Origin of the sequence: Mesorhizobium opportunistum WSM2075 (genome assembly GCF_000176035.2) — a bacterium.
GTDB classification, from domain to species: Bacteria; Pseudomonadota; Alphaproteobacteria; order Rhizobiales; family Rhizobiaceae; genus Mesorhizobium; species Mesorhizobium opportunistum.
On the sequence record NC_015675.1, the window covers coordinates 5030691 to 5050867 of the forward strand.

Sequence of the window (20177 nt, forward strand, 5' to 3'; positions counted from 1 at the left end):
AAGCCCGCAGCTGTAACGGGTTGAGAGGTCGGCGGGACAGCACCCCCCTCTGTCCTGCCGGACATTTCCCCCGCAAGGGGGGAGATCAACAGCTTCCAGAGGGGGGCGCCTCGCACCAACGTCACGATCTCTGGCTGACTACTTCAAAAACCCGTTCTTCTTCAAAAAGCCCTCGGCGACGCCCTTGACCGGCTCGCCACCGACCTGCACGCGGCCGTTCAGTTCCTGCAGGGTGACGAGGTCGAGCTTGGCGAAGACCGGCTTCAGCAGCGTCTCGATCTCGGGATGTTGCTTGAGCACGGATTCGCGGATGATCGGCGCCGGCTGGTAGACCGGCTGCACGCCCTTGTCGTCCTCCAGCACGACAAGACCGGACGGCGCGATGCCGCCGTCGGTGCCGTAGACCATGGCGGCGTTGGCGCCGCTGGTCTGATTGGCGGCCGCGGCGATGGTCGCCGCCGTGTCGCCGCCGGAGAGCGTGATCAACTGCTCAGGCTTCAGCTTGAAACCATAGGTGGTCTGGAAGGCCGGCAAGGCTGCCGCCGAATTGACGAACTCGGCGGATGCCGCCAGCACCACCTGACCGCCGCCCGCGACATATTTGCCGAAGTCGGAGAGCGTGGCGAGCTTGTTGGTGTCGGCCACTTCCTTGCGCAATGCGATCGCCCAGGTGTTGTTGGCGGGCGCCGGCGACAGCCAGACGATCTTGTTGGCGTCGTAGTCGAGCTTCTTTGCCGTCTCATAGGCCTTGGCGGCATCCTTCCACACGGGGTCGTCGGCCTTCTCGAAGAAGAAGGCGGCATTGCCGGTGTATTCGGGATAGATGTCGATCTCGCCGGCGGTGATCGCCTTGCGCACCACCGGCGTGCCGCCGAGTTGGATGCGGTCGGTCGTCTTGATGTTGTTGGCGTTGAGGACCAACTGGATGATGTTGCCGAGCACGCCACCCTCGGTGTCGATCTTCGAGGAGACAACCACCTGGGCGCTGGCGGATGCCATTGTGATGCCGAGCGCCAATGCCGCGCTGGCCAGAACCTTGACTGAAAACATCGTGAAAATCCCTTGCTGTGAACCGTAGTGCGGCCGCCGCATATGAGCATGGCTTCAACGGCCAGTCGGGGCACACGGTTTCATAACAATGGGCACAGACGCAATATTTTTGTTGGGAAGGGCAATTTCGAGGCGACGCTGGCGATCTGCCGCCATCTGGCGGATAATGCAGTGAGGGTGCGGGGTGGCAAACACGGAGAGCGTGTCATGGCCATACACAAAGTCGGCTACCTCATCGGCAGTCTTGCCCGGGGATCCATCAACCGCAAGCTCGCGAAGGCGCTCGTTCAACTGGCTCCTCCGGAACTTGAAATGACCGAAATCCCCTTCAGGGATCTGCCCCTTTACAGCTACGACTACGACGCCGATTTCCCGCAGGTCGCCCAGGATTTCAAGAAGGCGATCGCGTCCGTCCAGGCCGTGCTGTTCGTCACGCCGGAGTACAATCGCTCGATCCCTGGAGGATTGAAGAACGCGATCGATTGGGCCAGCCGCCCCTATGGAAAGAATTCATTCGCGCGCAAACCGTCCGCCGTCATCGGGACATCGCCGGGCGCCATCGCAACCGCTGTCGCCCAGCAAAGCCTGCGCAGCGTTCTGAGCTTCTGCAACTCACCCCAGATGAATGCCCCAGAGGCCTACATCCAGTTCACCCCGGGACTGATAACGGACGACGGCGAAGTGACGGTCGAATCCACCGAGGATTTCCTGCGCAACTACATGGCCGAGTTCCACATGTTCATAGCGCGGGTGCTTCAGGTTCTGCCGCCGGACGCATAGGTTTTAACGTCAAGCCGGACGCGCGCTCGTCACCTTCAGCGCGCCCAGCGCCACGAAACAGAGCACGGCAACCGGGAAGATCATCCAATTCAGCATGGTCCAGCCCCAGGCGTTGTAGACCATGCCCGACATCAGCGAAGCGCAGGCGACGGAGCCGAACAGGACAAAGTCGTGGAAGCCCTGCACCTTGCCCTTTTCCGACGTCCGGTAGCTGGCCGCCACCATCGCGGTGGCGCCGATGAAGGCAAAGTTCCAGCCGAGGCCAAGCAGGATGAGAGCCGTCCAGAACTGCCACAGCGCCAGGCCCGACAAAGCTACGGCACCACAGCCGATCAGCAGCAGCAGGCCGATGGCGACAATGCGTTCGGCGCCGAAACGATGGATCAGCGAGCCGGTGAAGAAGCTCGGCGCGAACATCGCCATGACGTGCCAGGAGATGCCCAGCGTCGCATCATCCTCCGACAGGCCGCAGCCGACCATGGCCAGCGGTGCGCCGGTCATGACGAAGCTCATCAGCGCATAGCTGCCGACCGCACAGAACAGCGCCGCGACGAAACGGGGCTTGGTCACGATTTCCGCCAACAGTCTTGCGTCGCTGTCGACGATTTCCACCCTGCCGGGCGCCCTCGCCGGCAGTTGCAGGAAGGACAGGATGATGGCGCCGGCCGCGGCAAGCGGCAGGATGGCGGCGAACGATCCGGCAAACATCACCGGCGCGAACAGTTCGCGGGTGAAGATGACGATCTGCGGCCCAAGGATGGCGGTGATGATGCCGCCCGCCAGCACGAAGGAGATGGCGCGCGCCTTGAACTCCGGTGGTGCGTTGTCGGCGGCGGCGAAGCGGAACTGCTGGACGAAGGCACCGCCGATGCCGATCACCAGCAGCGCGAACGCGAATAGCCAGAAACTGCCATGGAAAAGCGCGAAGGTGGCAACCAGGCCGCCAAGCGCGGTGACGACGGTTCCGGTCATAAAGCCGCCGCGCTGGCCCATCTTGCGGATGATGGCCGCGGCGGGCAGAGCGCCGAGCGCCACGCCAAGGTTGAAGCCGGTGATCGGCGCCGTCGCCAGCGATTTGTCGGCACCGAGCAGATATTGCCCGGCCAGCGCGCCCATGGAGATAGCAATGGGTGCCGCCGAGCCGATGATCGCCTGCGAGGCGGCGAGGATCAGCGCTGTGCGCCGCCCACCCTTGCCCACCTCGACGGCGATGGCTGTCACGATGCGTCCTTGCCGCGTCCCTCGCCGCGCACCCGGCGTGACACGCGGTCGAGCACGGCATTGACCAGCTTCGGCTCATCTTCCTCGTAGAAGGCCTTGGCGATGTCGACATATTCCGAGACGATCACCGCCACCGGCACGTCTTCCCGCTTCATCAGTTCATAGACGCCGGCGCGCAGAATGGCGCGCAGCGTCGAATCCAGCCTCGACAGCGGCCAGTCCTCGGTCAGCGACTGGCGGATGATCGGATCGATGGTCTTCTGGTCCTCTACGACGCCCGTCAGGATGGCGCGGAACCATTGGGCATCCGCCTCGCGGTAGAGCGCACCGTCCACTTCCTTGCCAAGGCGAAACGCCTCATATTCGGCGGTGATCTCGAAGACGCCGCTGCCGGCGACATCCATCTGATAGAGCGCCTGCACGGCGGCAAGACGGGCAGCCCCGCGCTTGTTGGCGTGGCGCACCGCCGGCTGGCCGGGCGAAGCGGGCTCGCTCACGATTGCGCTCCCAATTTTTCCTTGAGCGCGATCATGGTCAGCGCCGCACGCGCGGCAAAGCCGCCCTTGTCGCCTTCCGAGCGCTTGGCCCGCGTCCACGCCTGCGCGTCGTTCTCGGTGGTCAGGATGCCGTTGCCGATGCAGACCGAGTCCTGCACGGACAGGTCCATGAGCGCGCGGCTGGATTCATTGGCGACGATGTCGAAATGATATGTATCACCGCGAACGACGGTGCCGAGCGCGACGAAGCCGTCGTAATTCGTGCCGCCTTCCGCCGCGCCGTCCAGCGCGAAGGTGATGACCGCGGGAATCTCCAGCGAACCTGGAACGGTGACGACGTCGTAGGTCGCGCCCGCTTCATCGAGCGCCCTTGTCGCGCCATCAAGCAACGCGTCGGCAAGGCCGTCGTGGAAGCGCGCTTCGATGATAAGCAAGTGCGCCTTCGCCTTCGGGCGAATGAAGGCTTTGCCGTGTTGGGAGGTACCAGCCATAAAAGTCTCCGGGGGGTTGCCGGTGACTTAGGCCGAAGCCGGGTTGATCGCAAGCGGAAGATTGGCGGAGGGCCGCCGGGCCTATCGATCCTCTCGCGTATGCCACAGGCGCAACACAGAAATTGTCGCGTTCTGTATTTCGTAACGAATTTCGTAGCTGCCTACCAAAATGCGGCGCACTTCTCGTGGCTCGAACTCTTCTAGTCTCTCACCGATGCGCGGATACTCGACTAACCGTGCCGGCGCGGCAGCAAGCGCCTGCACGGCGCGTGCGGCCGCCGGGCCATTTGCTGGCGCGAGAAAATCGTGGAGCCGGACCAAGTCGGACAAAGCCTTATTGGTCCATTTCAGCTCCATCAACGAGGCACCGGTAGTGGCTTGTCGGTGCCAAGACTCTCAGCCCACGCCTGCACGGCCTGGTGATCGATGACCCGTCCTGCATCCACATCGGCCAGTGCTTCAAGCGTGAGACGTCGGCGCTCCTCCTCCAAATCCACCCACGCGGAAAGAGCTTGTTTGACGATCCAGCCGCGCGGGCGATCGAGGCGAGCAGCTAGCTGATCCACCTTTTCTGCTAGCGGCAGCGGAACGTGAGCGGTGATTACTTTTGTGTCCATCTGAGCCTCACAATCAGACTTAATCATAGCGATTAGTACTGACTAAGTCGAGGTTCAAGCAGGCAGCACTCAAAGTCCCTCTTCCGCCGCCTCCGCCAGCCGCGCCGCGTAGCGGGCCATGGTGTCGATCTCGAGATTGACGCGGTCGCCGGCCTTGCGCTCGCCCCAGGTGGTCACGGTCAGCGAATGGTGGATCAGCAGCACGTCGAAGCGGGTCCCCTCGACCTTGTTGACGGTGAGCGAGGTGCCGTCGAGCGCGACGGAGCCTTTCGGCGCGATGAACTTCTCCAGATGGCGCGGCGCTTCCAGCGTAAAGCGCACCGCGTCGCCCTCATCCTTGCGCTCGACGATCTCGGCGGTGCCGTCGACATGGCCCGAAACGATGTGGCCGCCAAGTTCGTCGCCGATCTTCAGCGCCCGTTCGAGATTGACCTTGGTGCCGGATTTCCAGCCAGAGGCCGTGGTCAGCCGCAAGGCTTCCTCCCACGCTTCGACCTCGAACCAGCGGGCGTTCGAACCATGGTCAGGCAAAGCTGTGACCGTCAGGCAAACGCCGCCGCAGGAGATCGACGCGCCGATGGCGATGGTCGTGGGGTCATAGGCGGTGTCGATGCGCAAGCCGACGCCTTCGCTCAGCGACTTGATCGCCGCGACGGTGCCGACATCAGTGACAATTCCGGTAAACATCGATGTTGTCTTCCTGTTTGGCATGATCTTGCCCGAAAACCGGGTGCCGCCTTTCGGGATCATGGTCTGTCCCGTTTTGACCATGACCTTGTCCGAAAACCGGGTCCCACCTTTCGGGATCATGGTCTATCCCGTTTGACCATGACCTTGTCCGAAAACCGGGTCCCACTTTTCGGGATCATGGTCTAGAGATCTCTAATCCACTCGGCATAACCGTCTTCGCCGAAACGCATCTCGCGCAGCTTACGAAAGCCTGCCGGGATATGGTCACCGTCGATGGGCGATGCAATGCCGCCCTCGCCGATCGCTTCCGGTCCCTGGAACAGCACGATACGGTCGACCAGCCCGTCGGCCAGGAAGGCGCTCGCCACCCTGGCGCCGCCCTCGACCAGCACGCTTGCCATGCCGAGCGCCGCCAGATCCTCCAGCAGCTCCGGCAGTGCGACGCCGCCTTCATGGGTTTCCGTGCCGATGAAGCGCACGCCGGCGCGCTCGAGGGCCGCCCTGCGCTGCGGATCGGCCTGCAGGCAAGCGGCGACGTACAGCGGCACGCGATCCACGCCCGAAACCAGTTTCGAAGCCTCTGGCAGCCTGATCTGCCGGTCGAGCACGATGCGCGCCGGCGAACGGTTCTCCAGCCCGGGCAAGCGAACCGTCAGCGCTGGGTCATCCTCAAGCGCCGTGCCGATGCCGACCAGGATGGCGTCAGCCTCGGCCCGCATCAGATAGACTTCGCGGCGGGCCATGTCGCCGGTGATCGCGACTTGGCCGGCGCCCTCCCTGCCGATCTTGCCGTCACTGGAAAGCGCAAGTTTCAGAATCACTTCCGGACGTTTTTTGAGTGATCGAATGAGATAGCCGGCCATCTGCTCGGCGGCTTGCGCCGCCAGTACCTTTTCGACTACCTCGATGCCGGCAGCCCGCAGAATAGCATAGCCCTTGCCGGAGACGCGCGGATCAGGATCGCTGGAGGCACCGACGACGCGCGCGACGCCGGCATTGACCAGCGCATTGGCGCAAGGCGGCGTGCGGCCGTGATGGGCGCAGGGTTCCAGGGTGACGTAAGCCGTGGCACCGCGCGCGAGTTCGCCCGCTTCGGCCAGCGCCTCGGTCTCGGCATGCGGCCGGCCGCCGACTGCCGTGACACCTGTGCCGACGATCATCGGCCCAGCACCGTCATCGCGCACGATCAGCGTGCCGACGGAAGGGTTGGTCGAGGTTCTGCCGGCATTCCTGCGCGACAGCCGTAGCGCAGCGGCCATGAAACGGTGATCAAGGGCCGCTTGTGCGGCCTCGCCCTGTCGCGATCCTGCCATGCTCAGCCGGCTTCCTCTTCACTCTTGTCTTCGTCGCCCTTCAGTTCGCCCAGCAACTCGTGGAAATCCTTGGCCTCGCGGAAATTGCGGTAGACCGAGGCGAACCGCACATAGGCGACATCGTCGAGCGACTTCAGCGCCTCCATGACCAGGCGGCCGACCTCGCCCGAGGCCACTTCCGTCTCGCCGGAGCTTTCGAGCTGGCGCACGATGCCGGTCACCGCGCGGTCGATGCGCTCGGGATCGACATTGCGCTTGCGCACCGCGATCTCGACCGAGCGCAGCAGCTTGTCGCGGTCGAATGGCACTTTTCGCCCCGACTTCTTGACCACGACGAGGTCGCGCAGCTGCACGCGCTCGAATGTGGTGAACCGGCCGCCGCAATCGGGGCAGACACGCCGCCTGCGGATCGCCGCGCCGTCCTCTGCGGGGCGCGAATCCTTCACCTGCGTATCTTCGGACTGGCAATAGGGACAGCGCATGGAGAGCCTTGGGTTCGCGAATCTGGTGAGGCGAAAGGCTTAGAGCCTTTCCGGCCGGGATTGAAGCAATTCCGTGTCTTCGACGGCCTGCCGCATCAGAGATAGCGAGGCACGAGGAAGATTGCCAGCGGCGCCTATGCCGATCCGGTTGTCCGCGTCACGGCGCGACGTCTTTGGTCGGGAAGCCGCAGGATGCACCAAGGCTGCGATAGGCCTTGGTAAAGCCGTCCATCGGGATGCTGGCGATAGCCTGCTTGCCGAAAGTCACGTCGAGCGAGGTGGCCTGGCGCATGGCACGCAGCAGCGCGAGACTGGTCTTGGGCTGATTGTCGACCGTCCAGGTCGGACGGCCATTGACCGCGTCGTTGGAATAGACAGTCGTCGAAACCTTGACGCCGGGATCGCCGAAAATCGCGGCGATCTTCTTGCCGGTCTGCAGGCTCCTGTTGTCGATGGTGATCATGACTGCCGGATAGGCATCCGGCGGCAGCGCATCGCCGTTCGAGATCGACAAGGTCAGCGTGCCCGAATTGCCACCCGCATCGTAGAACGCCGTCGAAGCCGCGCAGGTCTTGCGCGCATCCTGGCCGGTGTCGAGCGTATCGACCATGGTTGTCCACCGGCCGAACGTGCTGCTGGCAGGCATGTCGGGGGCCGGCTGGGTCTGCGCCAAGGCGGATCCGCAAGCAGCCAGCCAGCCCAGAGCGCCGAGTGAGGCAAGACGAAAATCGCGCATCATCAATTCTCCAGTTTCATGCGCCACCCGATCAGGGGCGACGCGCTGCCGGCGGATAAAAGATGACGCTTCGCGTCTGGTCAATCGAGATAAGGGCCTTGTCAATCGAGGTAAGGATGGTCAATCGAGACAAGGATGGTCAGCCAAGATAAGGATAGAGCGGAAAACGATCGGTCAGCGACACCACCTTGGCCTTGACCGCCGCCTCGACCGCGGCATTGCCCTCGTCGGAATTGGCGACCTTGAGCCCGTCCAGCACCTCGGCGATCAGCTTCCCGATCTCGCGGAATTCGGCCTGGCCGAAGCCACGCGTGGTGCCGGCCGGCGTGCCCAACCGCACGCCCGAGGTGACGAAGGGCTTTTCCGGGTCGAAGGGGATGCCGTTCTTGTTGCAGGTGATGTTGGCGCGGCCAAGGGCTGCCTCGGCGCGCTTGCCGGTGGCGTTCTTGGGGCGCAGATCGACCAGCATCAGATGGTTGTCGGTGCCGCCGGACACGATGTCGAGGCCCGTTTCCTGAAGGCTGGAGGCCAGAGCCTTGGCATTGGCGGCGACGCTCTCGGCATAGATCTTGAAGCTCGGCTTCAGCGCTTCCCCGAACGCGACCGCCTTGGCAGCGATGACATGCATCAGCGGTCCGCCCTGCAGGCCGGGGAACACCGCCGAGTTCATCTTCTTGGCGATGTCCTCGTCATTGCACAGGATCATGCCGCCGCGCGGGCCGCGCAGCGATTTGTGCGTGGTGGTCGTCACCACATGCGCGTGCGGCAAAGGCGAGGGATGCACGCCGCCGGCGACGAGGCCCGCGATGTGCGCCATGTCGACCATCAAATAGGCGCCGACCGCATCGGCGATCTCGCGGAATCGCTTCCAGTCCCAGATGCGCGAATAGGCGGTGCCGCCGGCCAGGATCAGCTTCGGCTTGGTCTCGTGCGCGGTCTTTTCGATCGCGTCCATGTCGAGCAGATGGTCTTCCTTGCGCACACCATAGGACACGACCTTGAACCATTTGCCGCTCATGTTGACCGGCGAGCCGTGGGTGAGATGGCCGCCGGAATTGAGGTCGAGACCCATGAATGTGTCGCCGGGCTGCAGCAGCGCCAGGAACACCGCCTGGTTCATCTGGCTGCCGGAATTGGGCTGGACGTTGGCGAAGTTGCAGCCGAACAGCTTTTTCGCCCGCTCGATGGCCAGTTCCTCGGCCACGTCGACGAACTGGCAGCCGCCATAGTAGCGCTTGCCCGGATAGCCCTCGGCGTATTTGTTGGTCATGATCGAGCCCTGCGCCTCGAGCACCGCGCGGGAAACGATGTTCTCCGAGGCAATCAGTTCGATCTCATGGCGCTGGCGACCGAGTTCGTTGCGGATGGCGCCGAAAATCTCCGGATCGGCGTCTTCCAGCGTGGTTTCGAAGAAGGATTCGAATTTGTTCGACGCTGCCGCTGCTATTGCCATGGCCTGAAATCCTCCGGTTCGGGGGCAATTTGTTTATGCACATCGTCGGCCCAAAATCGTTGCACGCCTTTGGGCGACCTGCATTGCCGCGCCATTAACACAGTTGTTTTGGCCTCGCCACGTTTGCAGCGCGAAATTTGCTGGCCGTTTTGCGGCAGAGGCGGACCGGAACCGGCTATTTCCGCTCCTGCCGCCCCCTGAGCAAGGCTTCGGTGAGCGTGATCTCGGTAAACAACGCACGCGAGGTATGGTCGTTGATCTGGCCACTGCGGACCATGTTGCGTACGGCCGAGCGCTCGGCCTCGATGCCGGCAAGTCGCATTTCGAGCTCCACCCGCCCGGCCTCGCGCGCCTCGGCTCGGGCCTCATCGGCAGCGTCGGAAGCAGCGATGCGGCGTCGGTAGCCGGCGACGATGTTTTCGGCGGCGACAAGTCTGGCGCCGGGCACCTCGCCGTCGTCGTCGCTGCCGCTCGCCATGCTCTCGATGTGGGCAATTGCAGCGTTCGCCGCATTGACACGCGCCAAGCGCTCCTCCGCCGCGCCGGCATCTTCGCCCGGTTCGACCAGCCCGCGCGCGATCACCGGCAGGGCAAGGCTAGCGATCACCAGCGAGCAAATGATGACGCCGGCGGCGAGGAATATGACAAGGTCGCGCGCGGGGAATGGCGTGCCGTCCTGCAAGGCCAGCGGCAGCGACAAGATGCCGGCCAGCGTGATCGCCCCGCGCACGCCCGCCACCGATCCGGCCAACCGCACGCGCAGGCCGAATGGCTCGGCCTCGCGCTTGCCGAGCCGCGCCGCGATACCCGCCGTGATGTCGCCGATCCAGATCCAGACGAAGCGAAGCGCGATCAGGCACAGCGTCAGCGCCAGCACGGTCAGCACTGGCTGGACGACGGGATAGTGGCCGGTGAGTTCCGCCGGCACCTTGCGGATGATTTCGGGAAGCTGCAGGCCGAGCACGATGAACAGCGCGCCGTTGAAGACGAAAGAAAACGTCGTCCACAGCGAGATGGTCTGCATGCGCGCCGAGACGCCAAGGAAGCGGAATATCCCGGTGCTCCCGGTCAAAAGGCCCGCGGTGACCGCGGCCAGGATACCCGAAGCCCCAAAATGCTCGGCCGCGAGATAGGCGACGAAGGGCAGCAGGATGGTTATCAGCACCTGCGCCTCGGCCGGCACGCCGCCAATGCGGTTCAAGAGTTGCAGCATCTTGGCGGCGACGAACAGTGCAGCCACCCCGGCCAGGATGCCGACCGCCACGGCATAGAGGAAACTTAGCGAGGCGGCGGCGAAGGAGAAACTGCCGGTCAATGCCGCCGCGACGGCGAAGCGGAACATCACCAAGCCCGACGCGTCGTTGAGCAGCGACTCGCCCTCCAGGATGTGCATCAGCCGCGCCGGCACCACGTTCCTGTCGACGATCGAGGAAACAGCCACCGCATCGGTTGGCGACAGCACCGCGGCGAGCGCGAAGGCCACGACCAACGGAATGCTCGGCACCAGCCAGTGCAAGGCATAACCGAAGCCGACAATGGTGAAGAAGACGAGGCCGATGGCGAGATCGAGTATCGGCCGGCGCAAAGCGATGAGTTCGCGCTTGGGCGCGCCAAAGGCGTCGCTGAACAGCAGCGGCGGAATGAACACCAGCAGGAACAGTTCCGGATCGATCTCGACATGGATGCCGCGCACCGGCCAGGCAAGCGCGGCGCCTATGGCGATCTGCAGCACCGGCAGCGGCACCCGCACCAGGCGCACCAGCGCGCCGGAAACGGCGACGAAGACGAGCACGACAAGGATGAAGATGGCGGTTTGCATTGCGCGATTCCGGCTGTCGGGAGACCATGCGCAATCGCCGGCGCCGCGTCCAGCCAGGCCGCGCCGGCACCAAGATGACCAAAGGCCATCCCCGAACTCGGCGTCATCAATCGTGCGCAAGCGGTGGCGAGGCTGGTCAATCAGCGGCTGCGCCCGCAAACAGAAAAGCCGCCTCGAAGGCGGCTTTTCGTCAAAATTATCAGGCGCTTAGAGCGAAGACGTGATCTGCAGTTCGCTGTTGCCGTCGAGCGCATAGACGTCGTCGCGGAACTGGACGACGCCGGGGCCGGTCGACCAGGCCGACAGATAGAGGAAGTGCACCGGGACCGGGTTGGTGACCTGGATCGGCGTGTTCTGTCCCGTCTTGATCGCCGCCTCGAAATGCTGGCGGTCCCAGCCGGGCGTGTCGCGCAGGATCCAGGTGACGAGGTCGCGCACGTTCTGGACGCGCACGCAGCCCGAGGAATCGAACCGCATCATCTTGCCGAACAGGCTCTGCTGCGGCGTATCGTGCATGTAGACGCCATCCGGGCTCGGGAAATTGATCTTCACCGACGCCATGGCGTTTTCGGAACCGGGATCCTGCCGGAAACGGTACTTGGCGGCATCGTCGGTCGACCAGTCGACATTCATCGGATCGACTTCGCTGCCATCCGGCGCGAACAGGCGGATATGGCTGTTCTTCAGATAGTCGGGATCCTTCCGCATCAGCGGAATGATGTCCTTGCGCACGATCGAGACCGGCGCGTTCCAGTACGGATTGACGATGATCTCGTTGATCTTGGAATTGACGATCGGTGTCTGGCGATCGATCTTGCCGACGATGGCCGTGTGGCGAAGCACGACGCGGTCGTTCTCGACCGCTTCGATCTGCGCCGCCGGAATGTCGACCAGCACATAGCGGCTGCCGAGCGTGCCGGCCTTCTCCTTCAGCCGCTGCAGATTGGTCTGCAACTGACCGAGCCGGATTTGCGCCGAAACATTCATCGCCGCATAGGTGTATTTGCCCATAGAGCCGTCTGCCGGAAGACCGTGGCGCAACTGGAAGCGCTTGACCGCGGAGTCGACATAGGAATCGAAGGCCGTCGAAATGCCGGCGCTCTGCGACAGGTCGCCCGCAATCATCAGGCGCTTGCGCAGCGGGACGACGTCCGGGTCATCGACGCCGAGTTCCAGCTTCTTGGTCGCGGGAACATCTACCCAGCCGCCCTGACCGACAATGTTCTGGTATTGCGCCACCGCCTGTTCGGTGAATGCAACGGTCTGCGGACTGAAGATCGGCAATGTCGAGGCGACCTTGCCGCCTTCGCTGGCGCGGGCGTCGAACTGGTCATCCCAATTGCCGCGAGCCGAGGATTTCAGGATATCCCCGATCACATCCTGCGCACTCGCGCGGCCGGCCACCATGGCGGCGGCGAGCGCGGAGGCTCCAGAAAGGAAAAAACGGCGGCTGGTTCTCATGGACGTTCCAGACATTCTTGCTGTGTTCGATCTCGCTCGGTTTGCTCTCAACGGGCGATTGAGCCCGCAGTCTAGGGTTGGCAATGTTAAGAATTAGCCAACCATGACCTGCATCGCATAGGCGTCAAATGCGCTGTCGCGATGCGGGTTCAAGTGAGCGCAAGCGCTGGCCGGCAGCATCACCCGCATCCTCGCTTCCACCGCGATTATGGCGGCAACGTGGCCTTGGGCTCAAATCGAGCCTGCCGGTGCAGCGAAATGAAAGGTGCGTGCTTTTCCGGTACCGAACCGTTGTTGTCTGCCCCGAGATCGACCAGCAATCCGCCAACCGTCAAAGACGCACTCGGATAGGCTGGCAGCCCTAACGGCAGCAGTCCTAAGAGATTGTCAGAGATTGACGCCTATCTCACTACACCATCTGCAACAGGGCGCCCCTCAGATAAGGCTAACAGGCAAACGAACCTTTGCGGCAGGTTCCCGATCGCCCGCGGTCTTCACGAGCTAAGCAGCCGAGGAAGACGGCGGCATCCACTACCTAACGGGCCTTGCAGATTTTGGCGAGAAATTCTGCTGGCTGAAAAAATGAAACACGATCTAGCCAATCTGCAACAGAATAGATCGATCCCGTGTGGCAAACCTCGTACCTACCGAATAGTGAACATACAAACTATAGTGATCATTTATCGTAGTGAGGGCACCGTTTAGGGTCCGTGCTGGGTATCTGAGGGTCTCCAACTATGCTCTTGGCAAACACATCAGTCCTGTGAGCGTTCTTTTCAGCCAAAAGCTTCTTTCCCAAATTAATTGCCGACGGACTGAAAGAGATAGAATTCTCCTTGTCCAATTTCGACTCCTTTATAAATCTGCTTAAGACTTTATGCTTGTCCAGCGCGCGAACAAACCGCAGTGCGTGCGCCGAGGTGAACGTCATCGGCGTGGACGATTGTGAAAATTCATCCGCCTCAGACATCACATTGTTCCGAGTTACCGCAGGCTTCCGCTTTACAGTCGTCTTCTCCGATTTTATCTTTGAACTGTTACTCATTCATCCCTCCTCAATTCAACACTATAGCCCTTGATAGCAACTGATCTTGCTTGGCCTGATCGATGACACGATACGCACGTCTCATCGTCGCGTCTCCGCTTCCAGATATATATTTACCTACAAATTCCTTCACATCCGCCGACCCTTTTCCACCAACCGGAAGTGAGAATCCTATTATCACCTTGTGTTTATCCGTGCGGGTTATCGATCCAATATAAGACACATCCGTCAAACCGCTCGCTCCCGCGAGCGTAATCTTCGGATTTATATTGCCCGTTACGACTGTCTCGAAATCCAGACTGTCGGCCTCAGTTTCCGGGCCGGATGTCGATCCATCCTTTCCAGCCAGGCTGTTGAAAATAGAATTGTCGACAAAATCGGAAATCTGTTCATCCATACCTATTTTCCCAGTGATAGGATAAAGGTAATTCGCCTCCTTCAGCTCGTTGTCGCAATAATTGTTGCCGACATCCGTGTAGAGGCTAGCAAAAGTATCGGCCGCCGTGAGAGTCCTTATATTATTCCGTGAGAGATTCATTCCAGCGCCTATACCTAATGTATTCTTTGCTCCGGAGTGCAATGTATCTAGGAAATTCATTCCGAAAGTGTTATTGCTTGCAACGGTCATGTCGAACGTAAATGCGTAGGCGACGACCGTTTGAGCAAACAACCCGATAGCGTAAACGGTATCAGGCTTGAGTCCGTCGTAAATTATTTTTCTGGGGTCTTTTTTGTCTCGAATGTCCTGAGCCACTCGAATGGCCGCAGGATCCCCGTGCTTGCCACGATCCTCAAGCCACGCGATCAGCTGATGTTTTATGGCCTCTCGCGTTTCACATCTGATGTGACGAACAATATCCGACGTATTATATTTAGTTACGTCTTGCGGTAATGGCCTTATGCCGCATCCCTCAAGGCATATAGAGACCGCCGACACGGTCAGCATGCAAATCTTGTGCACGTATCCCCCTCCGCGCCAGTTCTCATTTTTTGTTCTGGCGACCCCTCTTCGCATTCCTTCACATTTTATTTTTCATTTCAAGTATCTCCTTGTCGCCGATCTGGTATCCGCCGGCCGGCACCGAAGACATTTCGATCAATGGATTCTTCGAGATGACTTTAATCCCAATCAACAAGCGGCTGCGTAATTTCGGTTTTCACGGTTGGCGGACGGGGTTGCATCACCAGCGGCAATACTTCGGTAAAATTTTCGTGATGGGACCGATATCTGCCGCGACACAACACGTATGTGCCTAAGCCGCGCCAGAGCTTGAAAAGTTCTGCTGGAGCCGCTCGGTCGCCCGGCTGTTCCAGGACTCACCGAGGCACTGCAATCGCCACTCCCCAGTGCCCCGAGAAGCTCTGCCGACTGATGCCGTAACCCGACATGCCTGCCAAAACCCCACAAGAAAATGGACCGGTGCTTTCGGCACCGGTCCTGACTGAAGGTCGCTCTTGCGGCCGCGCTTCTTTGGCGCGGGCCAAATCCGATGCGACGGACGCCTTACATGCGATAGGCGATGGTGTCGTTCCAGAAGCGGTCGAGCCGCTGCAGGGCACGGTTCATCTGCTTGAACTCGTCGGTGTTGATGCCGCCGACCTGCTCGATCGAGCCGACATGGCGCTCATAAAGACCGGCGACCACATCGGCCACTTCGTTGCCCTTCGGCGTCAGCGAGACGCGGACCGAGCGGCGATCGATGCGCGAACGCTGGTGGTTGATGAAGCCGAGATCGACCAGCTTCTTCAGATTGTAGGACACGTTCGAGCCGAGATAGTAGCCACGCGAGCGCAGTTCGCCGGCGGTCAGTTCGGAGTTGCCGATGTTGAACAGCAGCAGCGCCTGGATGGCGTTGATGTCGGAACGGCCGTTGCGGTCGAATTCGTCCTTGATCACATCAAGCAGGCGGCGGTGCAGCCGCTCAACAAGCTGCAGCGATTCCATGTACAGGGAACGGATAGCCTCGCGGCGATCGTCGGATACGTTGGCGGTCTTCGCCGCCGGACGCGAATTGATCATTGTCTTTGCCTCTCGTTTGTCGCCTTGGTGATTTTTTGTTTTTCACCTTGATCGCGACACTATCGAATACTCATAAAATTCGACTTAAACGCTAGGGCTAACAAGAGCTTACCGGTAATAGGTTTCGGAAGAGGCTTAACGAACGGTCACCCGAGTAAGGATAATTAACCTAAAGGCTTAGGCGCCTCTCGCGGGGCCGGTTCGGGGCGATCACGAAGTCATCAATGCGCTCAACGGCTTAGTGCCGTACCGGGCGTTTCTGCAGCCAGATGACGACGCGAAAGACGATGTAGAGCAGCGCCACCGCCGCATGCGAGACGACAATCAGCAGCCGATGACCGAAAAGCTCGGGAAAGCCGGCATACATGACGGTCTCTGTGACCGCGCAAATGAACCAGATCACCGGCCCCCAGGAGGCCAGCATCCACAGTCCCGCCGCGGCAAAGGGGAAGAACACGGCGAGCATCACCGCCGCGACCTGCCAGTGCACCGGCATGAGGTCGAAGCGCCACAGCGAACCTGGATAGAAGCCGATCAGCTTGACCCAGTACAGGATGCCGAACAGCAGGCAGTAGCCGGCGATGACGCGCTGGAACCAGGCGAAGATGACCTCGACCGTCGAGGGCTGAAGCACCACGCGTCTCGAAGTCACCTCGCTCATGCCAGGAGTTCCCGTTCACCGAGCGGGGCGAAATAGGCCTCGACATCGGCCTCGCTGACCGCGTCGAGGCTTGCCGGCCGCCATTGCGGCTTTGACCCCTTGTCGATGATGGCGGCGCGGATGCCTTCATAGAAATCGTGTCCGGCAAGCATGCGGTTGAGAATGCGGAATTCCATCTTCATGCAATCGTCCATCGACAATGTCAGCCCGGCGTTGATCTGCCGCCAGGCGACGCGAAGGCTGGTCGGGGAGCGCATGCGGATCGTCGCCAACGTTTTTGCCGCGAATTCGTCGGTGCCCGCCGCGCGTTCCAGGCTGTCGACGACATCCTGCAGCGATGGTTGGGCGAAATGACGCGATATCGCTTCCAGGATCGGCCTGTCGGTCTCTCGCCTGGCCTGGACGAAGAAACCGCGCAGCACCGATTCCGGATCGCCGGTCAGTACCAGCCGATCGAGGAAGCTCGCCTGGTCCTCGGCCTTGATGGTGTGGGTGGCCAGCCCCGACCACAGCGCGTCACCATAGCGGATGCGGTTGCCGGTCAGCGCCAGATACATGCCGAACGAGCCGCCAAGATCGGGCAGCAGATGGCTGGCGCCGACATCCGGGAAAAAGCCGATGCCGACCTCCGGCATGGCGAACTGGGCATTCTCGGTCATCACCCGATGCGAACCGTGGAACGAAATGCCGACGCCGCCGCCCATGACGATGCCGTCGATGAGCGCCACGTAGGGTTTCTTGAAGCGCGCTATGTAGGCGTTGAGCCGGTACTCGTCGGCGAAGAACGCGACCGGCGGCTCTCCGGCACGGCCGGCTTCGTAGATATCCAGGATGTCGCCTCCGGCCGAAAACGCCCTGCCCTCGGCCTTGAGGACCACGACGTCGACACCGTCGTCACGCTCCCAGGAACGCAGGGCCTTGCCCAGCGCCTTGACCATGCGATGGGTGACGGCATTGAGCGCCTGCGGCCGCGTCAACGTGACGACACCAGCCCTGCCCAACCGTTCGAAGCGAATTTCGTCGCCTCCACCAAAATCCATCGCCAGAGAATCCCTCCCCCGCGCCTGCGGGACTGAAGTGCTAAGCGGCGACCGAGCGAACGTCAATTGTCGTGTGCCGGGACAGGAAGCATGATCGGTTGGAATTGCTACCACACGAACGGGATCAACGCCTTCGTGCGACGCGCATAGTCTGGGAATTCGTCGGGAAATTGCCCTGCCAGAAGCCTGTCTTCCGCGCCGACACGCCACAGGAAGATCACGCCTAGCAGGATCAGCAGAAAGACGAAACCACCGCCCACCACGATCGCCGAGCCGATGCATGCAACAAGGCCACCTGTGTACATGGGGTGGCGGACATAGCGGTAAGGGCCTGACGTCACCAGTTCATGGCCTTGCTTGGCGGAGACGATCTGGCTCCAATTGCTGCCAAGGGTTTGCCGCGCCCAGACCAGGAAGGCCATCCCGGCAACGGCCACGATGACACCGATGCTGCTCAACACGGCGTTCACGGGTGCGAAGTTGACGAACCGGAACATCGGCACACGCGGGAGCAGGAAAGCGACGATCATGGCGGCCAACAGTGCCAGTCGCTGCGGCATGTGCTCTTCGGTATCCCGTTTCACACCGAACGCCGAAACGGTCAGGTAGACGATCAGCACGAGCCAGGCGGCATAGATGGACCAGACGAAGACCATGGCTTGCTCCTTCCGCCGCCCCATGCCGACCTAGCGTGCTGCAAGGACACGTCAACGCCACAAGGCCGGTACAGCCTCTTGGCTCGCGTCCGTGGTCGATGCTAGAAATCGACCGGCAAATGCTGGACGGCGGACGTTGTTCATGGCTCGATTTTTACGCCTTGCGCTGGTGGCAATCGGGCTGATCGGGCGATGCCTGGCCGCCCATCCTGTCCTGGCAACCACGCTGGACGATCTCTACCAGTCGCAGACCATCGTCACCGGCCAAGGCGAGGAGAACCGCCAGACAGGCTTCCGGGATTGCCTGGACCGGGTTCTGGTCAGGGTTTCGGGCGACCAGCGGTTGCTCGACAAGCCAGAGATAGCGGATCTGCGCGACAAGGCCGGCAGCTTCGTCGATGCTTTCCGCTACCATGACCGGTTGGAGGGCATTCCGATCCACGACGAGCAAGGCACGCATGACCGGCCGCATGATCTCACCTGTCTCTACAAGCCTGACGTGATCGACAAGGTGCTGGCGTCGCTGGGCAGCAGGCCCTGGCTTGGCGAACGGCCGGCGCTGACGATACTCTTGGCCGTGGAACGTGCTGGGCGTGGCTTCGTACTCGCCAGTGACGGGGACGAGAGCCCCTATATGCGGGAATCGTTTGAGGCGGCTGCCCAGCCCCTGGCAATGTCGATCGTCATTCCAGACAAGGCTAAGCTCACCAAGGGCGGCTTCATTTTCGAGGAGGTAAGGGCCATGGCCACCTCGCCCGAAATGCTGGGCGGCGTTGCAAGAACCCTTGGCGGCCGACCGCTGCTTTTCGGGCACATCAGCTGGCGCGACAAGGAATTGGGCTGGGTCGTCGACTGGTGGCTTACGGTCGATGGCAAAACCCTTGCGGTCGATGGCAAAACCTATGAGTGGCAGGTCCGCGGCGTCAGCTTCGACGAGGCGTTCCGCGCCGCGATCCGTGGCGCCGCACAAATACTATCCGGCAATGGTCAACCCGGCTGACATAGCGTGCGGCTCCTGGCACAAACGTGTCGCATTGGTCAGCACCGAGGGCTCGTGGTAAAAGCCGCTGATCCGGAGTTTTGGCAATGAACAGATTCACCCCGACAAAGCCAGCCGGCGCTCGAAGCGTCGACGATGTCACCGGCAGCCGCCGCCTGCGCCGCATGCGCAAGGCCGACTGGTCGCGCCGGCTCGTGCAGGAGAACCGGCTTACGGTCGACGACCTGATCTGGCCGATCTTCGTCGTCGAGGGCAAAAATGTGCGCGAGCCGATTGCCGCCATGCCGGGCGTCTTCCGCCTGTCGATCGACCTTGCAATCAAGGAGGCTGAGCGCGCGGCCAGGCTCGGCATTCCCGCGCTCGCCACCTTCCCCAATGTCGATCTGGCCTTGCGCGACCAGACCGGCTCGCACATCCTCGACCCCGACAATGTCATCAACCGCGCCACCCGTGCCATAAAGGACGCGGTGCCCGAGATCGGCATCATCACCGACGCCGCGCTCGACCCGTTCACCAGCCACGGCCATGACGGCATCCTGCGCGACGGCATCATCGTCAACGACGAGACGGTCGAACAGGTCGCGGCGGCGGCCGTCATCCAGGCGGCGGCCGGCGCCGACATCATCGCGCCGTCCGACATGATGGACGGGCGTATCGGCGCCATCCGCGACGCGCTCGACGCCAACGGCTTTCAGGACGTGGCGATCATGTCCTACGCGACCAAATTCGCCTCGGCCTTCTACGGCCCCTATCGCGAGGCGGTCGGCACCGCCGGCCTGCTCAAGGGCGACAAGAAGACCTACTATATCGATCATGCCAACTCGGACGAAGCCGTGCGCGAGGCCGAACAGGACATCGCCGAGGGGACCGACATGCTGATGGTCAAGCCCGGCCTGCCCTATCTCGACATCATCCGCAGGCTGAAGGACGAATTCCAGATGCCGACCTTCGCCTACCAGGTGTCGGGCGAATATTCGATGATCAAGGCGGCGGGCGCCAATGGCTGGATCGACGGCGAGAAAGCGATGCTGGAGAGCCTGCTTGCCTTCAAGCGCGCCGGCTGCGACGGTATCCTGACCTATTTCGCGCCAGAGGTGGCGACGATGCTGAAGGGGTAGGTTCTCGCCCTCCCCCGGCCATTCAGC

General features: G+C 61.8%; 21 protein-coding genes. 3 read left to right on the forward strand and 18 right to left on the reverse strand.

The features are described from left to right. Positions 1-138: 138 nt before the first annotated feature. On the reverse strand, positions 139-1050 hold the full coding sequence (gene osmF, locus MESOP_RS24355) for a glycine betaine ABC transporter substrate-binding protein OsmF (RefSeq protein ID WP_013895986.1): 912 nt from the start codon (positions 1048-1050) through the stop codon (positions 139-141). A 207-nt stretch (positions 1051-1257) separates the two neighbouring features. Between osmF and MESOP_RS24360 the strand changes: the two genes are divergently transcribed. Continuing rightward, positions 1258-1830 carry an NADPH-dependent FMN reductase gene (locus MESOP_RS24360; protein ID WP_013895987.1) on the forward strand — a complete coding sequence of 191 codons (573 nt, stop codon included), beginning with the start codon at positions 1258-1260 and terminating at the stop codon, positions 1828-1830. A gap of 9 nt (positions 1831-1839) precedes the next feature. Here MESOP_RS24360 and MESOP_RS24365 read toward each other — a convergent pair whose 3' ends face one another. The 17 genes from MESOP_RS24365 to MESOP_RS33065 form a co-directional block, all read right to left on the reverse strand. Next, entirely contained in the window at positions 1840-3051 is a 1212-nt protein-coding gene (locus MESOP_RS24365; RefSeq protein WP_013895988.1) for an MFS transporter, read from the reverse strand. Further along, complete coding sequence (gene nusB / locus MESOP_RS24370) at positions 3048-3548, reverse strand: transcription antitermination factor NusB (protein ID WP_013895989.1); 501 nt, start codon at positions 3546-3548, stop codon at positions 3048-3050. The genes MESOP_RS24365 and nusB overlap by 4 nt, the downstream gene beginning before the upstream one ends. Further along, the gene (gene ribH, locus MESOP_RS24375; protein WP_013895990.1) at positions 3545-4039 is read right to left on the reverse strand and encodes a 6,7-dimethyl-8-ribityllumazine synthase; all 495 of its coding nucleotides are present in this window, start codon (positions 4037-4039) and stop codon (positions 3545-3547) included. The genes nusB and ribH overlap by 4 nt, the downstream gene beginning before the upstream one ends. Before the next feature lie 81 nt (positions 4040-4120). Next, positions 4121-4396: a type II toxin-antitoxin system RelE/ParE family toxin gene (locus MESOP_RS24380; protein WP_013895991.1), complete on the reverse strand. Its 276-nt coding sequence runs from the start codon at positions 4394-4396 to the stop codon at positions 4121-4123. Further along, positions 4396-4656: a CopG family ribbon-helix-helix protein gene (locus tag MESOP_RS24385; protein WP_013895992.1), complete on the reverse strand. Its 261-nt coding sequence runs from the start codon at positions 4654-4656 to the stop codon at positions 4396-4398. Before MESOP_RS24385 ends, MESOP_RS24380 begins: the two co-directional genes overlap by 1 nt. 69 nt (positions 4657-4725) lie before the next feature. Then, entirely contained in the window at positions 4726-5343 is a 618-nt protein-coding gene (locus MESOP_RS24390) for a riboflavin synthase (RefSeq protein WP_013895993.1), read from the reverse strand. 185 nt (positions 5344-5528) lie between these two features. Further along, positions 5529-6659, reverse strand: coding sequence for a bifunctional diaminohydroxyphosphoribosylaminopyrimidine deaminase/5-amino-6-(5-phosphoribosylamino)uracil reductase RibD (gene ribD / locus MESOP_RS24395; protein ID WP_013895994.1), 1131 nt, complete (start codon positions 6657-6659; stop codon positions 5529-5531). A gap of 2 nt (positions 6660-6661) precedes the next feature. Further along, positions 6662-7141 (reverse strand): transcriptional regulator NrdR, encoded by a 480-nt coding sequence (nrdR, locus tag MESOP_RS24400; RefSeq protein WP_013895995.1) that lies wholly within the window; start codon positions 7139-7141, stop codon positions 6662-6664. A gap of 157 nt (positions 7142-7298) precedes the next feature. Beyond that, positions 7299-7877: a hypothetical protein gene (locus tag MESOP_RS24405; protein ID WP_013895996.1), complete on the reverse strand. Its 579-nt coding sequence runs from the start codon at positions 7875-7877 to the stop codon at positions 7299-7301. Positions 7878-8016: 139 nt separating this feature from the next. Then, on the reverse strand, positions 8017-9330 hold the full coding sequence (glyA, locus tag MESOP_RS24410) for a serine hydroxymethyltransferase (protein WP_013895997.1): 1314 nt from the start codon (positions 9328-9330) through the stop codon (positions 8017-8019). A gap of 175 nt (positions 9331-9505) precedes the next feature. Next, a complete protein-coding gene (locus MESOP_RS24415) occupies positions 9506-11149 on the reverse strand; it encodes a Na+/H+ antiporter (RefSeq protein ID WP_013895998.1) in 1644 nt (547 codons plus the stop codon). Between the two features lie 207 nt (positions 11150-11356). Continuing rightward, on the reverse strand, positions 11357-12610 hold the full coding sequence (locus tag MESOP_RS24420; protein ID WP_013895999.1) for a L,D-transpeptidase family protein: 1254 nt from the start codon (positions 12608-12610) through the stop codon (positions 11357-11359). A 1055-nt stretch (positions 12611-13665) separates the two neighbouring features. Continuing rightward, on the reverse strand, positions 13666-14601 hold the full coding sequence (locus MESOP_RS24430; RefSeq protein WP_041164293.1) for a hypothetical protein: 936 nt from the start codon (positions 14599-14601) through the stop codon (positions 13666-13668). 558 nt (positions 14602-15159) lie between these two features. Further along, a complete protein-coding gene (gene ldtR, locus MESOP_RS24435) occupies positions 15160-15675 on the reverse strand; it encodes a transcriptional regulator LdtR (RefSeq protein ID WP_013896002.1) in 516 nt (171 codons plus the stop codon). Between the two features lie 238 nt (positions 15676-15913). Beyond that, positions 15914-16336 carry a DUF6163 family protein gene (locus MESOP_RS24440; protein ID WP_013896003.1) on the reverse strand — a complete coding sequence of 141 codons (423 nt, stop codon included), beginning with the start codon at positions 16334-16336 and terminating at the stop codon, positions 15914-15916. Continuing rightward, entirely contained in the window at positions 16333-17376 is a 1044-nt protein-coding gene (locus tag MESOP_RS24445) for an enoyl-CoA hydratase/isomerase family protein (RefSeq protein WP_013896004.1), read from the reverse strand. Before MESOP_RS24445 ends, MESOP_RS24440 begins: the two co-directional genes overlap by 4 nt. A 107-nt stretch (positions 17377-17483) precedes the next feature. Then, positions 17484-18032, reverse strand: a complete 549-nt coding sequence (locus tag MESOP_RS33065) for a methyltransferase family protein (RefSeq protein WP_013896005.1) — start codon at positions 18030-18032, stop codon at positions 17484-17486. Positions 18033-18174: 142 nt separating this feature from the next. Between MESOP_RS33065 and MESOP_RS24455 the strand changes: the two genes are divergently transcribed. Further along, positions 18175-19032 carry a DUF2066 domain-containing protein gene (locus MESOP_RS24455; RefSeq protein ID WP_013896006.1) on the forward strand — a complete coding sequence of 286 codons (858 nt, stop codon included), beginning with the start codon at positions 18175-18177 and terminating at the stop codon, positions 19030-19032. Between the two features lie 86 nt (positions 19033-19118). Continuing rightward, positions 19119-20150 (forward strand): porphobilinogen synthase, encoded by a 1032-nt coding sequence (gene hemB / locus MESOP_RS24460; RefSeq protein WP_013896007.1) that lies wholly within the window; start codon positions 19119-19121, stop codon positions 20148-20150. Positions 20151-20177: the final 27 nt, after the last annotated feature.